Genomic DNA, 14685 nt, shown 5'->3' with positions numbered 1-14685 from the left:
GTTTGCATCCCATGCATACGCATGTAGTGTCCAGGGCATGACCTCTCCGCTCATCTCCCCCACGTCCGAGGGGCGTTGGACGCCGCGACTGTGGGGCACCCTGCTCGTGCTCTGCGCCGCGATGTTCCTGGACGCCCTGGACGTGTCCATGGTCGGCGTCGCCCTGCCGTCCATCGGCGCCGACCTCGGCCTGTCGACCTCGGCACTGCAATGGATCGTCAGCGGCTACATCCTGGGCTACGGCGGCCTGCTGCTCCTCGGCGGACGCGCCGCCGACCTGCTGGGGCGGCGGCAGGTCTTCCTGGTGGCGCTGGGCGTCTTCGCACTCGCCTCGCTGCTCGGCGGTCTCGTCGACTCGGGGCCGCTGCTCATCGCCAGCCGCTTCGTCAAGGGCCTGAGCGCGGCCTTCACGGCCCCCGCCGGCCTGTCGATCATCACCACGACGTTCCCCGAGGGCCCACTGCGCAACCGCGCCCTCGCCATCTACACCACCTGCGGCGCCACCGGTTATTCGATGGGCCTGGTCTTCTCCGGCCTGCTCACGGAGGCCAGTTGGCGCCTCACCATGCTCCTGCCCGCCCCGATCGCGCTGATCGCCCTGGCCGTGGGTCTGAAGCTGCTGCCGCGCAGCGAGCGCGAACGCGGCCGGGGCGGCTACGACCTCCCGGGCGCCGTGCTGGGCACCGCCTCGATGCTGCTGCTCGTCTTCACCGTCGTCGAGGCGCCCGAGGCGGGCTGGGCCTCGGCCCGGACCGTCCTGTCCTTCGCCGCCGTGGCCATGCTCCTGGCGGCCTTCGTGGCCGTCGAGCGGCGCAGCCCCAGCCCGCTGATCCGGCTCGGCGTGCTGCGCTCCGGGCCGCAAGTGCGGGCACAACTGGGCGCGTTGACGTTCGTCGGCAGCTACATCGGCTTCCAGTTCCTGGTCACCCTGTACATGCAGCAGCTGCTCGGCTGGTCCGCGCTGCACACGGCCCTGGCCTTCCTGCCGGCGGGCGCTCTGGTGGCGCTCTCCGCGACGAAGGTCGGATCCGTCATCGACCGGTTCGGCACCGCCCGGCTGATGGTGCTGGGCTTCGCCCTGATGGTCACCGGGTACGTGCTCTTCCTGCGCATCGACCTCGACCCGGTCTACGCGGCGGTGATCCTGCCGACGATGCTGCTGGTCGGCTCCGGCTTCGCGCTGACCTTCCCGTCCCTCAACGTCCAGGCCACCAACGGCGTCGACGAGCACGAGCAGGGCATGATCTCCGGGCTGCTCAACACCTCGGTCCAGGTCGGCGGCGCGATCTTCCTCGCCGTGGTGACGGCGGTGGTGACCGCGAACTCCCCCCAGGGCGCCCATCCCTCCCCGCAGGCCGTGCTCGACAGTTACCGGCCCGGCCTGCTGGTCGTGACGCTCGTCGCCCTCGCCGGACTGCTGATCACCCTCACGGGTCTGCGTCCCCGCCGGGACCGGACGTCCGCCGGGCAGTCCGTCATCGTCGCCAGGTCCATCCCCGAGGAGGCGGAGCGCGTCGCCGTACGCGACTAGCGCGACCGGGGGGCGCCTCCGACCGTGCGCCCGGCGGGCTGCCTTGCCCGCCGGGCGCACGGCTGTTTGACTCGCCGTATGACCAGTCACGGGGGACGGCGCAGTCAGGCCGAACGGGATGCCATCACCGTCGAGATCGGGTACGCGCTGTGCAGTGCGGCCTTCGCGGCGGCGGTGGTCTTCGGAGCCGTGGCCGGGCCCGCGTTGCTCTTCGACCTGCCGGAGACGCCGGAGCGGCTGCTGGTGTGGGCCGCTCTGGTGCTGGCGCCGGTGCTCTTCGCCGCCCGCGTCGTCAGCGTGCTGCTCCGGTTCCGGAGGGCGGATCAGCCCAGCCAGCCCGGCCGCACCAACCCCGACTCGTAGGCCAACACGACCAGTTGGGCCCGGTCGCGAGCACCGAGCTTCACCATCGTGCGGCTGACGTGGGTCTTCGCGGTGAGCGGGCTGACGACCAGACGACGGGCGATCTCCTCGTTGGACAGGCCCATCCCCACCAGCGCCATCACCTCGCGCTCCCGCTCGGTGAGCCGGTCCAGCACGCCGGCCGCCGCCGGTTCCCTCGAGCGGGAGGCGAACTCGGAGATCAGCCGCCTCGTCACCCCCGGCGACAGCAGTGCGTCTCCCGCTACCACCGCCCGTACGGCGCGCAGGAGTTCGTCCGGCTCGGTGTCCTTGACCAGGAAGCCGGAGGCGCCGGAGCGGATCGCCTCGAAGACGTACTCGTCGAGCTCGAAGGTGGTGAGCATGACCACCTTGACGACCCCAAGGTCCGGGTCGGCGGTGACCTGACGGGTCGCGGCAAGGCCGTCGAGCACGGGCATGCGGATGTCCATCAGCACGACGTCGGGCCGCAGTTCACGGATCCGGCGCACCGCCTCCGCGCCGTCGGCGGCCTCCGCGACCACCTCGATGCCGGGCTGCGCGTCGAGCAGCGCCCGGAATCCCGCCCTCACCAGTGACTGGTCGTCGGCGAGCAGTACACGGATCACGGGTCCTCCTGGTGCGGTCCGGCGGTGCCGGCGGATGCCGACAGCGGCAGCACGGCGAGCACCCGGAACCCACCGTCCGGGCGGGGTCCCGCCACGATGGTGCCCCCCAGGGCGGCGGCCCGCTCCCGCATCCCGGCGAGCCCGTTGCCGCTGCCGCCCGCGTCGGCGCCGGTCGCGGGCCCGTCGTCGTCCACGCGCAGCCGCAGCATGCCCGCGTCGTGCGCGAGGTGCACGCGCGCGTGCCGTGAACCCGAGTGCCGTACGACGTTGGTCAAGGCCTCCTGGACGATCCGGAAGGCGGCCAGGTCCGCGCCCGGCCCGAGGCGCGGCGGCTCCCCCTCGACTTCCACTGTGAGGCCTGCGCTCGCGGCCTGCTCCACCAGTTCGGGCAGCCGGTCGAGGCCGGGAGCAGGCGTGCGGGGCGCGTCGCCGGGGGCGCGCAGAGTGTGGAGCACTTGGCGCACCTCGCCGAGCGCCTCCTTGCTCTGGTCCTTGATCGTGGTGAGGGCGGTGCGGGCCTGCTCGGGGTCGGTGTCGAGCAGAGCGAGGCCGACGCCCGCCTGGACGTTGATGACGGAGATGCTGTGGGCGAGGACGTCGTGCAGCTCCCGCGCGATCCGCAGCCGCTCCTCGTCGGCCCGCCGCCGGGCGGCCTCGGCCCGCTCGGCCCGCTCGCGTGCCCACTGCTCGCGCCGGACACGGAACAGCTCCGACACGGCCGCGACGGCCACCACCCAGGCGGCGACCACGATCTCCTCACCCCAGGAGACGGCGGAGTCCCCGGACGGCGGCAGCCACCTGAAGAGCCAGTGCGCCACCAGGACGTGCCCGGCCCAGAGCATGCCCATGGCGGTCCACGCCGCCCGGCGGTGCCCTGCGACGATGGCGCTGAAGCAGGCCAGAGCGACGGTGAAGAGCACCGGCCCGTAGGGATACCCGGCCCCCAGATAGACCATGACGGCGGCCGCCGTGCCGAACACCACGGCCACCGGATACCGCTTCCGCCACAGCAGCGCCCCACAGGCCGCCAGCAGCATCACCCGTGCGAAGAGATCCGGCTCCGCCCGTTCGACCTGCTGTCCGTGGGCGGCGAAGCTCGATCCGGCCAGGACGAACACGGTCACAAGGACCGTGGACCGCCAGGGCCACCGCGGCTCCCGCCCATCCCACCGGTCCCCGGACGCGGGCCCGTGCCGCCACCACTGCGGCGGACCGCCCCGCGCACGCTGCTCGTCCATACCGGCCACGCTAGACGCCACGGCCTCGCAGCCGCGTCAGCCCCGCGTGGTGATCACGCGTACTCCCAGGAGAGTACGCGTGATCACCGGGCCGGCGGCCTACCCGGGCCGGGCACCAGCCCCACCCCCCTGGCCAGTTGCTCCGCCGCGTGCCGGAAGAACGTCTCCCGGTCCTCCACCACCCGGTTGAACTGGCCGAACAGTTCGAAGCCGACCAGCCCGTACAGCTGGGCCCAGGCAGCGACGAGTGCGGTCACCACCTCCGGGGGGAGATCCGGGGCGAGATCGGCGGCCATCCGCTCGGCCTCCGGGCGGAGGGCGGCCGGCAGGGAAGGCCGGGCAAGGCCCGGACCGTGGTGGGCGTCGCGCGTGATGCCGATGAGCAGGAGGCCGACGCGGGCGGCGGCCGGGACGGTGACCTCGGGGGCCGTGTAGCCGGGCACGGGCGATCCGTAGATCAGCGCGTACTCGTGCGGATGGTCCAGCGCCCAGCGCCGCACCGCCTCGCAGACCGCGATCCAGCGCTCGAAGGGGCCGGCCGCCGCCTCGCCGGCGGCCTCTGCGCTCTCGCCGAGGGAGTCGTAGGCGTCGATGATGAGTGCGGTGAGCAGGTCGTCACGGCTGGGGAAGTAGCGGTACAGCGCGGAGGAGACCATGCCCAGTTCACGCGCGACGGCCCGCAGGGAGAGCCGGGCGGCGCCCTCCGCCGCCAGCTGTCTGCGCGCCTCGTCCTTGATGGCCGCGGTCACTTCGATCCTGGCCCGGGCACGGGCGCCGTGTGCGGTGCTCATACGGAAAAGTGTGCCACGAGAGCAGAGCGGTGCACACAAAAGAGAGCACTGCTCTTGCTTGGGGCGCCGATCGCAGGCAGACTGAACCTCAACAGAGAGCAGTGCTCACAAAGAGGGGGACCTCATGTCCACGCACGTCCAGAAGCCCGGCTGGTTCACCGTCAACGTCCTCAACCGCTCCGTGGCCTGGCTGACCCGCCGCGGCATCAGTGTCTGGGGCTCCCGGGTCCTCGCCGTCCGGGGCCGCAAGAGCGGCCAGTGGCGCACCACCCCGGTCAACCTGCTGACCCTGGACGGCAGGCAGTACCTGGTCGCCCCCCGCGGTCATGTGCAGTGGACGCACAACATGCGCGCAGCGGGCGGCGGCGAACTGCACCTCGGCAAGCACGTGGACGCCTTCACCGCGGCCGAGGTGGGCGACGACGACAAGACCCCCATCCTGCGCGCCTACCTCAAGCGCTGGAAGGCGGAGGTCGGGGTCTTCTTCAACGGCGTCGGCCCCGACTCCCCGGACGACCGGCTGCGCCGCATCGCACCCGACCACCCGGTCTTCGAGATCACGGTGCAAGGCTGATCACGGTGCAGGGGCGAGCACGGTGAAGGGAAGATCACGGCGAGCGGCCGATCACTCCGCCGGGCCGGCCTCGCCACCCGCGGCGGGACGCCGGTCCAGTGCGGTCAGGACCCGCTGGGCCACCGGGTACGTACGGACGATCTCGCCCAGCGACGTCGAGCCCTGCGTGATCTCCTTGAACGCCCTCCACGCCGGGCGGAAGCCCGTCAGCGCCGCGTGGAACAACCCGGGGCGGCGCTCGAACACCGTCAGCAGCCGCCTGCCGACGCTCATCTCCACCCCGAGTCCGGCCTTGATCGCGAACGCGTAGTTGAGAGCCTGCCGGCGCGTGTCCACGGCGTCGTGCGCTTCGGCGATCCGCACCGCCCACTCCCCCGCGAGCCGGCCGGACCGCAGCGCGAAGGAGATGCCCTCACGGGTCCACGGCTCCAGCAGCCCCGCAGCGTCGCCGCACACCAGCACCCGCCCGCGCGAGAGCGGCGAGTCGTCGGCGCGGCAGCGGGTCAAGTGCCCCGAGGAGACGCTCGGTTCGAACCCCGCGAGGCCCAGTCGGCCGATGAACTCCTCCAAGTACCGCTTGGTCGCGGCGCCTTCGCCCCGAGCCGAGATGACCCCGACGGTCAGGGTGTCGCCCTTGGGGAAGACCCAGCCGTAACTGCCGGGCATGGGACCCCAGTCGATGAGCACCCGGCCCTTCCAGTCCTCCGCGACGGTGTCCGGCACCGGGATCTCCGCCTCGAGGCCGAGATCCACCTGGTCGAGCTTGACCCCGACGTGCGCCCCTATCCGGCTGGCGCTGCCGTCCGCCCCGACGACGGCCCGCGCGAGCACGACCTCGCCACCCTGCAGGACCACGGCGACCGTGCGCCGGTCCGGCACCGTCGAGCCGTGCTGCTCGACCCGCTGGACGGTGACGCCCGTGCGCAGCTCGGCGCCCGCCTTCTGCGCGTGCTCGACCAGCTGCTGGTCGAACTCGGGCCGGTTGATCAGCCCGAAGAGCATCTGCCTGGAGCGGCGCGTGCGCGTGAAGCGGCCGTTGCTGGAGAACGTCACCGCGTGCACCCGGTCCCTGAGCGGCAGCTCGAAGCCGGGCGGGAGGGCGTCGCGCGAGGGGCCGATGATGCCTCCGCCGCACGTCTTGTACCGCGGCAGCTCCGCCTTCTCCAGCAACAGCACGCGTCTGCCGGCCACCGCCGCCGCGTACGCGGCCGAAGCACCCGCGGGTCCCGCGCCCACCACGACGACGTCCCACACCTGCCGCACGTCGTCCGCCGAAGAGTTCTCGCTGCTCACGATGGTCTGTTGCTCCCGATCAAAGCCGCCTGCCGCTGACTCCCGCATCCTACGGCGGCGGTCACCGCAGGCCGCTGTGGGAGGATCGGCGGCGTGGGTGGCCCTTACAAGGGGACGCGCCCACACCACACGATCACGCGTACCGAGAGGTACGCATCCTTACAACGTCGCACCCACGAGGAGCGTGCCCATGTCGTCGAATCCGGTCGCCGAGACCGTCGCCTCGCTGATGCCCAGGGCGAAGCAGGAGCTCACCGAACTGGTGGCCTTCCGGTCGGTGGCGGACTTCGACCAGTTCCCGAGGAGCGAGAGCGAGGGCGCCGCCCGCTGGGTCGCCGATGCGCTCGCCGCCGAGGGCTTCGAGGACGTGGCCCTGCTCGACACCCCCGACGGCACGCAGTCGGTCTACGGCTACCTGCCCGGCCCGGAGGGCGCGAAGACCGTCCTGCTCTACGCCCACTACGACGTGCAGCCGCCGCTGGACGAGGCCGCCTGGACGACCCCGCCCTTCGAGCTGACCGAGCGTGACGGGCGCTGGTACGGGCGCGGAGCCGCCGACTGCAAGGGCGGCGTGATCATGCACCTGCTGGCCCTGCGCGCGCTGAAGGCGAACGGCGGCGTGCCCGTCCATGTGAAGGTGATCGCCGAAGGCTCGGAGGAGATGGGCACCGGCGGTCTGGAGCGATACGCCGAGGAGCACCCCGGCCTGCTGGAGGCGGACACGATCGTCATCGGCGACGCGGGCAACTTCCGCGTCGGCCTGCCGACCGTCACCTCCACCCTGCGCGGCATGACGATGGTGCGCCTCCAGGTCGACACCCTCGCGGGCAATCTGCACTCGGGCCAGTTCGGCGGTGCCGCACCCGACGCCCTGGCCGCGCTGATCCGGGTGCTGGACTCGCTGCGCGCCGAGGACGGCTCGACGACCGTCGAGGGGCTCTCCGCCGACGCGGGCTGGGAGGGACTGCAGTACGACGAGGCGCAGTTCCGGCAGGACGCCAAGGTCCTGGACGGCGTCGGGCTGATCGGGTCCGGGACGGTCGCGGACCGTATCTGGGCACGCCCCGCCGTCACCGTCCTCGGCATCGACTGCCCGCCCGTGGTCGGCGCCACCCCGTCCGTGCAGGCCGGTGCCCGCGCGCTGATCAGCCTGCGGGTGCCGCCGGGCGTGGACGCGGGCGAGGCGACGAAGCTGCTCCAGGCGCATCTGGAGGCGCACACGCCGTGGGGTGCCCGGGTGAGCACCGAGCAGATCGGCCAGGGCCAGCCGTTCCGCGCCGACACCACCAGCCCGGCGTACCAGGCGATGGCGGCCGCGATGGCGGTGGCCTACCCGGGTCAGGAGATGCAGTACGCGGGGCAGGGCGGTTCCATCCCGCTGTGCAACACGCTGGCCGCGCTGTACCCGCGTGCGGAGATCCTCCTCATCGGTCTGAGCGAGCCCGAGGCGCAGATCCACGCGGTGAACGAGAGCGTGTCCCCCGGGGAACTGGAGCGGCTGTCGGTGGCTGAGGCACTGTTCCTGCGCAACTACGCGGCGAGCTGACCGCTCTGCCCACAGCGGAAGGCCCTCGTCCCGGACGGGGGCCTTTCCTGCGGTCCGTGCGTGGACGTCATCGAGCTGCTCCCCCGTCTGCGCCTGCTGCGCTTCCCGGCCGGCCAGGCCTACCCGTGGCGCGACGGCGGCGAATCGACCCTGGTCGACGCGGCCCGGCAGGCTCCGGAGCCCCGGTCGCCGGGGTTGTGACGGCCCTGGGCCGGCATCCCCGGCACGTGCACGCCGGCATCGCGCTCCATCTCCCGCTTCCGCCGGAATTGTTCGTTCGAGGCCCGGCGGAAAGGTATGCGTTGGGAAATCGCTGCGGCGTTCGTCTCTACGCGCGGACGGAGTGCACCGTCGTCTCTCGCGTATTGGGGCTAGATGCTGGATCCGCCACCGGAGGTGTTGCTCCACCAGGCGCTGTAGGTGTTCAGCGAGTACCGCTTCTGCGCACCGCTGGTCGAGGTGATCTCGAGGCCGAACTGCATCGTGTCGAAGGTGGTGTTGCGCAGGAGGTTCTGCGATGCGGCCCATCGCCAGACCGCCGAGGCGTCGATGGTGCCGGTATTGCTCTGCCGGGCGGGAATGAGCTGCAGGACGTTCCAGCCCGGATCGGCCTGCCAGACCGACGCGTACAGGACGCCGCCGATGGTCACGTTGGACGCGATCTGCCTTCCCCAGCCGCCTGCCGTCCCGGACCAGCTGGTGAAGACCATGATCTCGTCCTGGTTGCCGGCCGACCAGATGTCGCTCGTCCAGTTCCAGTGGTCACCGCCGGCGACGGGAGCCGACGACGTGTTGTACCAGAAGCCCGCCGAGTTCAGCTGCGACAGCGGCGTCTGGGGCCGGACCGAGGTGTTCGGGTAGGACTTGATCCCGCCGCCGGAGTGATTGGCATCGACGTACCAGGACTTGACGCTGTTGACGGTCAGGCACTGCGTGCCGTGGCTTTCGCCCCAGATGTTGTTGTAGATCGTCCAGCTGCCCTGGGTGTACTGACCCCACTGGTCGCAGGTGGCGTACACCTGGGCCTGCGCCGGTGACGCGAAGCTCAGGAACCCGGCGATCACGGCGACGATCAGGGCCAGCCGACCGAAGCCGGCCGGCTTGCTGCTGATGGATTTACCGGCTTGCCATCTCATGTGTCCCTCCAAGGACGGCGATGGGTTGTTCCGGACCCCCCGGTCTGGTGGCGGACTCTGACGCCGGAACGGTGCTCGGTCCCCTTACTTCCGAGCACCCGGCTTGCCAGAGCAGGTGCGAAGTGTCGAAGCGCTTGCGTCTGCGGACAGTAATGACGGAGCGTTTGAACAGCAAGGCTCTGCGCAGGAAGACACACTTCTTTCACCAGCCGACCTGATCGTCGAAGCGCTTCGATCACGCACGGCGCTCCGGAACACGACCCGGGGCAGCGCCACACGAGCCCCGGTGGGCGGGCACACAGCGGCCGTCACCGCCGCGACACGAGCGCCCGGAGTTCAGCCACGGTGGTGGCTGCCGCGACCACCGCCGGAGAGCTGTTCGGCGCCGGCGGCGCGCACCGGCATCCACCGGTCCCGTAGTGGTGTCGCGGCAGCCGGGGCGGCAGGCCACCGGCTCCACATCGCGGGCATCTTCCTGGTCCGCCCGATGATCCAGACGAAACGGCCTAGCCGAGGGCCGGGTCCAGGACGATGTCCTCCTCACGTGCCGTGACGGACGGTTCCTCCGGGAAGTGGCAGGCGGTCAGGTGCCCCGAAGGGCTGCCCTCGACGCGCACCAGCGCCGGCTCCTCGAGGGCGCACTTGTCCTGCGCCTTCCAGCAGCGGGTGCGGAAGCGGCACCCGGAGGGCGGGTCGATCGGGGAGGGCACGTCCCCGGCCAGCCGAATGCGTTCACGCCGTCCGACGGCGTCCGGGTCGGCCTCGGGCACGGCGGACAGCAGCGCGTGCGTGTAGGGGTGCCGGGGCCGCGTGTAGAGCGACTCCCGGTCGGCGACCTCGACGATCTTCCCGAGGTACATGACGGCGACCCGCTCGGAGAAGTGCCGTACGACGGCCAGGTCGTGGGCGATGAAGACGAAGGCGATGCCGAACTCCCGCTGGAGGTCCTGGAGCAGGTTGACGACCTGCGCCTGGATGGAGACGTCCAGCGCGGAGACGGGCTCGTCGGCCACGATCAGCTTCGGCCTGAGGGCGAGGGCGCGGGCGATCCCGATGCGCTGGCGCTGACCACCGGAGAACTCGTTCGGGTAGCGGTTGTAGTGCTCGGGGTTGAGCCCGACCGTCTCCAGGAGTTCCTGGGCGCGCTTCTTGTGGCCCTGCGGCGGGTTGATGCCGTTGAGCCGCATCGGCGTCTCGACGATGGTGCCGACGGTGTGCCGGGGGTTCAGCGAGGAGTAGGGGTCCTGGAAGATCATCTGGAGGTTGCGGCGGGCCTCCCGCATCCGTGCGGCCGACTGGTGCGTGATGTCCTCACCGTCGAACACGACGGAGCCGCCGGTGGGTTCGAGCAGCCGGGTGATCAGGCGGCCGGTGGTCGACTTGCCGCAGCCGGACTCACCGACCAGGCCCAGCGACTCGCCGGGGCCGACCGAGAAGTCGATGCCGTCGACGGCGCGGACGGCCCCGATCTGCCGCTGGAAGATGATGCCCTGCCGGATCGGGAAGTGCTTCTGCAGACCGCGTACCTCCAGCAGGCTCTCGCCGGGGTTCTCGCCGGCGGGGCGGTCGGTGCTCTGCCCGGTGCGGGGCTCGGTGGTGCTCACGGCATGGTCCCTTTCGTCCGCCGGCGTCACTGCGCGGCCCGTGCGGCCGCGGCGTCGCGGTCGGCCGGACCGGCCCCGCCGCGGATCTCCTGCTTGGCGTCATCGCTGAGATGGCAGGCGGCGAGGTGCCCTTCGCTGCCGGAGACCAGACGCAGTTCGGGCCGTTCCGCCGTGCAACGGCCCTCCGTCGCCCAGCCCTTGTAGGCGCAGCGGGGGTGGAAGGAGCAGCCGTCCGGCAGGTTGATCAGGCTCGGCGGGGTGCCGGGGATCGGGTTGAGCCGTTCGCCGACGTCGCCGCCGAGGTGCGGCATCGACTGCAACAGGCCCCAGGTGTAGGGGTGCTGGGGCTGCTTGAGCACTTCGCGGGTGGTGCCGTACTCGATGCGGCGGCCGCCGTACATCACCAGGATGTCGTCGGCGACGTCGGAGACCACGCCGAGATCGTGCGTGATGATGACGACGGCGGAGCCGAACTCCTCCTGCAGGTCCCGGATCAGGTCCAGGATCTGCGCCTGGACCGTGACGTCCAGGGCGGTGGTCGGCTCGTCGGCGATGAGCAGCGCCGGGTCGCACACCAGCGACATGGCGATCATGGCGCGCTGGCGCATACCGCCGGAGAACTGGTGCGGGTAGTCCCTGACCCGGCGCTCGGGCTGCGGGATGCCGACCCGCTTCAGCATCTCGACCGCGCGGTCCTTCGCCTCCTTCTTGGAGACCTTGTGGTGCACCCGGTAGGCCTCGGCGATCTGGGAGCCGACGGTGAAGAAGGGGTGCAGCGCGGACAGCGGGTCCTGGAAGATCATGGAGACGGTACGGCCGCGCAGGGCACGCATCCCGGCTTCGGGCAGGGCGACGAGTTCCCTGCCCTCCAGCCAGATCTCGCCGGAGACCTGGGCGCGGGTGCCCTTGTGGAGTCCGAGCAGGGCCAGTGAGGTCACCGACTTGCCGGAGCCGGACTCGCCGACGATGCCGAGGGTCCGGCCCTTCTCCAGGGTGAAGGAGACGCCGTCGACGGACTTGACGAGGCCGTCCTCGGTCGGGAAGTGCACCCTCAGGTCGCGTACGTCGAGGAAGGGCGCGGGCGCGGGGGCGACGTCCGCGGGCTGCGGTGAGGTCTGAACGGACACGGATGTTCCTAAAGGACGAAGAAGGGCTCAGGCGAGGCGCACGCGCGGGTCGACGAGGCCGTACACCAGGTCGACGACGACGTTGGCGAGGACGACGAACGTCGCGGCGAAGAGCGTGGTGCCGAGGATGACCGGCAGGTCGGAGTTCTGGACGGAGTCGACGGCGAGCTTGCCGATGCCGTTGATGCCGAACACCGACTCGGTGATGACCGCGGAGCCGCCGATCAGGGAGCCGACGTCCATGCCGAAGATGGTGATGATCGGGGTGATCGCGGCCCGCAGTCCGTGCTTGAGGACGACGGTGGCGGCCGGCAGGCCCTTGGCACGGGCGGTGCGCATGTAGTCCTCGGCGAAGACCTCCAGCATGGAGGAGCGGGTGAGCCGGGTGTACATCGCGAGGTAGACGATGACGAGGGTGGCCCAGGGCAGGATCAGCCCCTGGAACCAGCCGGCCGGGTCCTCCGTGAACGGCGTGTAGCCGGAGGTCGGCAGGATCTGGAACTTGTCCACGAAGAGGTACAGCAGCAGCAGACCGATGAAGTAGATCTGCACCGACACACCGAACAGGGCGAGTCCCACCGCCGCCTTGTCGGCGGCCCGGCCCCTGCGCACCGCGGCGACGGTGCCGAGGCCGACGCCCAGGATCAGGAACGCCACGGCGGCGCCGAGCCCGAGGGAGAGGTCCGCCGGGAAGTCCTGGAGCAGCGTGGTCAGGACGGGGGTGTCGGTCTGGAAGGAGATGCCGAGGCAGGGCGCGCCGCAGTGGATGCGGACGCTCTGGTCGCCGTAGTCGCGGCCCACGACCAGCCCCTTGACGAACTCCCAGTACTGCGTCAGGTAGCTCTGGTCCAGGCCCAGCGAGTGCTTGATCTCCGCGAGGCGGGAGGGCGAGCAGGTCTTTCCGCAGGCCAGGAGCGCGGGGTTGGACGGCAGCGCGAAGAAGATGAAGAAGGTGATCGTGGTGATCACCAGCATGATCACGGCCGCTGCCAGCAGGCGTCTGATGAGGTAACGAAACATGGGGTGCCGGGACCTGACGTGAGTGGGGTGCCCGCCGGCGGCCGAGGCCGCCGGCGGGGTTCAGAGGAGAGGTGTCACTGCTTGATGTAGGCGTGCACCAGGCTGGGTTCGGCCATGATCGAGTCGTCGATGACACCGCCGACCTTCGAGCCGCTCACCTCACTGAAGTTCATGTACATCAGCGGGACCACGGCGGCGTCCTTGAGGATCTGCTCGTCCAGGTTCCCGTAGGCCGCGTTGCGCTGCTTGATGTCGGTCATCTTGCCGATCTTGTCGATCTGCGCGTTGACCTTCGGGTCGTTCAGGTAGGAGAGGTCGTTGTTGGACTGGGGGAGCTTCTTGATCTGCCGCCCGTCGAAGAGGGTGGGGAGCACCGTGGAGGCGTTCGGCCAGTCCGCGATCCAGTCGCCCCAGGTCAGGTCGTACTGGTTCTTCACGTTGTCGACAGTGCTGAAGTAGTTGTTCTTGTCGATCGGGGTGATGTTCACCGTGATGCCGATCTTGGAGAGCGCGGTCTTCACGGCCTCCGCGAAGTGCTCGTGGGTGGGGACGTTCTCCACCGCGATGGACATCGTCGGCTTGGGGTTGCCGGCCTGCTTCATCAGGGCCTTGGCCTTGGTGAGGTCACCGGCGGGGTTGCTGCTGTAGAGGTTGAAGTCCTTGTGGCCGTCGATGCCGGGGGCCAGCATCGTGGTGGCGTAGTTGCCGTAGGCCGACCCGCCGAAGGCGCCGCGCACGGTGGTCTTGTCGATGGCGTACTCGATCGCCTGGCGGACCTTCAGGTCCTTGACCCGGTTGAGGTTGATCGCGAGGTAGTTGATGCCCGGGGCCGGGATCTTGTAATAGCGCGACTTGAGCGACGGGTCGCCTGCCAGCGTCGTCAGGTCGGAGCCGGCGATCGGTGTCTGGGTGATCGCGGTCTGGGCGGCTCCGCCGTCGGCCTTGATCTGCTGGTCGATGGCGGCCTGGTCCTGCCCGAACTTCGCGTCGATCTCGTTGAGGTTCTGCTGCCGGATCGGGTCGTTCGACTGGTTCCAGTTCTTGTTCCGGACGAGGACCAGTTCCTTGCCCTTGCTGTACGACTTGATCATGTAGGGCCCGTCGGACCAGACGTGCAGGTCGTACGTGGCGCCCGTGTCGTGGGCCTTGGGGACCGCCGACCATCCGGTCATCGCCGTCGTCTCGTCGAAGTCGGCGACGGGCTGGTTGAGATGGAAGACGAGGGTGTACTTGTCCGGTGTCTGGATCGAGGCCAGCTGCTTGCCCTGGTACGGGCCCTTGTAGGAGTCACCGCCGACCAGCCACTGACTGGCGTACGGCGGGCCGCCGTTGATGTCCGGTGAGAAGGCCCTCTCGACGCCGTACTTCACGTCCTGCGCGGTGACCTCGCTGCCGTCCTGCCACTTGACCCCGTGGCGCAGGTGGAACGTCCACACCGTGGCGCCCTTGCTGGGCGTTCCGGTGTCGGTCGCCAGGTCACCGACCAGCTTGGGCTGGGAGCCCGTCTCGTCCCATCCGGTGAGGGTGCGCACGAGTTCGTAGTCCATGCTCGAACCCTCGGTGGTGTACGTCCGCTGAGGGTCGATGTGGTTGAAGTCGGCGTCGTCGAGGATCGTCAGCGTGCCGCCCTTCGACGGGGAGCCGCCGGCGCTGCTGCCGGAGGACCCTCCGCATGCGGTGGCTCCGAGGGCGATCACCACGGCGGTTGCCGTGAGAGCGACCGTGCGCGATCTGCGCGTGGTACGCGTGGTGCGCATCATGGGGGAAACTCCGTTTCTTGCTACGGGCTCGGCGGCCGTTCGTGGGACCGCCGGGGCGACACTCGGGGGGGGGTGG

General features: G+C 70.5%; 14 protein-coding genes. 5 read left to right on the top strand and 9 right to left on the bottom strand.

Translation table 11 applies throughout. The annotated features are described in order from the left end of the window. Positions 1–37 precede the first annotated feature (37 nt). On the top strand, positions 38–1531 hold the full coding sequence (locus ABTX60_RS26520) for an MFS transporter (RefSeq protein WP_352099512.1): 1494 nt from the start codon (positions 38–40) through the stop codon (positions 1529–1531). A 78-nt stretch (positions 1532–1609) separates the two neighbouring features. Next, entirely contained in the window at positions 1610–1894 is a 285-nt protein-coding gene (locus ABTX60_RS26515) for a DUF6332 family protein (RefSeq protein WP_352099511.1), read from the top strand. Here ABTX60_RS26515 and ABTX60_RS26510 read toward each other — a convergent pair. From ABTX60_RS26510 to ABTX60_RS26500, 3 genes are all read right to left on the bottom strand, one after another. After that, positions 1855–2520: a response regulator transcription factor gene (locus ABTX60_RS26510; RefSeq protein WP_352099510.1), complete on the bottom strand. Its 666-nt coding sequence runs from the start codon at positions 2518–2520 to the stop codon at positions 1855–1857. The two genes, ABTX60_RS26515 and ABTX60_RS26510, sit on opposite strands and share 40 nt — an antisense overlap. Next, complete coding sequence (locus ABTX60_RS26505; protein ID WP_352099509.1) at positions 2517–3758, bottom strand: sensor histidine kinase; 1242 nt, start codon at positions 3756–3758, stop codon at positions 2517–2519. Before ABTX60_RS26505 ends, ABTX60_RS26510 begins: the two co-directional genes overlap by 4 nt. A gap of 83 nt (positions 3759–3841) precedes the next feature. Continuing rightward, positions 3842–4549 (bottom strand): TetR/AcrR family transcriptional regulator, encoded by a 708-nt coding sequence (locus ABTX60_RS26500; protein WP_352099508.1) that lies wholly within the window; start codon positions 4547–4549, stop codon positions 3842–3844. A 124-nt stretch (positions 4550–4673) separates the two neighbouring features. Here ABTX60_RS26500 and ABTX60_RS26495 point away from each other — a divergent pair, with 124 nt between their 5' ends. Beyond that, positions 4674–5123 (top strand): nitroreductase family deazaflavin-dependent oxidoreductase, encoded by a 450-nt coding sequence (locus tag ABTX60_RS26495; RefSeq protein WP_352099507.1) that lies wholly within the window; start codon positions 4674–4676, stop codon positions 5121–5123. A gap of 51 nt (positions 5124–5174) precedes the next feature. On the opposite strand, the gene ABTX60_RS26490 is transcribed toward ABTX60_RS26495, so the two are convergent. Beyond that, positions 5175–6416 carry a geranylgeranyl reductase family protein gene (locus ABTX60_RS26490; RefSeq protein ID WP_352099506.1) on the bottom strand — a complete coding sequence of 414 codons (1242 nt, stop codon included), beginning with the start codon at positions 6414–6416 and terminating at the stop codon, positions 5175–5177. 190 nt (positions 6417–6606) lie between these two features. Between ABTX60_RS26490 and ABTX60_RS26485 the strand changes: the two genes are divergently transcribed. Both ABTX60_RS26485 and ABTX60_RS26480 read left to right on the top strand, forming a co-directional pair. Beyond that, positions 6607–7962 carry a dipeptidase gene (locus ABTX60_RS26485; RefSeq protein WP_352099505.1) on the top strand — a complete coding sequence of 452 codons (1356 nt, stop codon included), beginning with the start codon at positions 6607–6609 and terminating at the stop codon, positions 7960–7962. Between the two features lie 60 nt (positions 7963–8022). Beyond that, positions 8023–8163, top strand: a complete 141-nt coding sequence (locus ABTX60_RS26480; RefSeq protein WP_502992399.1) for a hypothetical protein — start codon at positions 8023–8025, stop codon at positions 8161–8163. A gap of 170 nt (positions 8164–8333) precedes the next feature. Here the strand turns inward: ABTX60_RS26480 and ABTX60_RS26475 are convergent, their stop codons facing one another. From ABTX60_RS26475 to ABTX60_RS26455, 5 genes are all read right to left on the bottom strand, one after another. Beyond that, the gene (locus ABTX60_RS26475; RefSeq protein WP_352099504.1) at positions 8334–9098 is read right to left on the bottom strand and encodes a glycoside hydrolase family 12 protein; all 765 of its coding nucleotides are present in this window, start codon (positions 9096–9098) and stop codon (positions 8334–8336) included. A gap of 506 nt (positions 9099–9604) precedes the next feature. Continuing rightward, on the bottom strand, positions 9605–10702 hold the full coding sequence (locus ABTX60_RS26470; protein WP_352099503.1) for an ABC transporter ATP-binding protein: 1098 nt from the start codon (positions 10700–10702) through the stop codon (positions 9605–9607). Positions 10703–10728: 26 nt separating this feature from the next. Then, a complete protein-coding gene (locus tag ABTX60_RS26465) occupies positions 10729–11829 on the bottom strand; it encodes an ABC transporter ATP-binding protein (RefSeq protein ID WP_352099502.1) in 1101 nt (366 codons plus the stop codon). Between the two features lie 27 nt (positions 11830–11856). Further along, entirely contained in the window at positions 11857–12849 is a 993-nt protein-coding gene (locus tag ABTX60_RS26460) for an ABC transporter permease (RefSeq protein ID WP_352099501.1), read from the bottom strand. 74 nt (positions 12850–12923) lie between these two features. Beyond that, complete coding sequence (locus tag ABTX60_RS26455) at positions 12924–14609, bottom strand: ABC transporter substrate-binding protein (RefSeq protein WP_352099500.1); 1686 nt, start codon at positions 14607–14609, stop codon at positions 12924–12926. Positions 14610–14685 lie beyond the last annotated feature (76 nt).

Origin of the sequence: Streptomyces sp. NPDC126510, assembly GCF_040302345.1 — a bacterium.
Lineage (GTDB): Bacteria > Actinomycetota > Actinomycetes > Streptomycetales > Streptomycetaceae > Streptomyces.
Note: the sequence above shows the minus strand (reverse complement) of the source record. Positions and strands in the feature narration are given on the sequence as shown.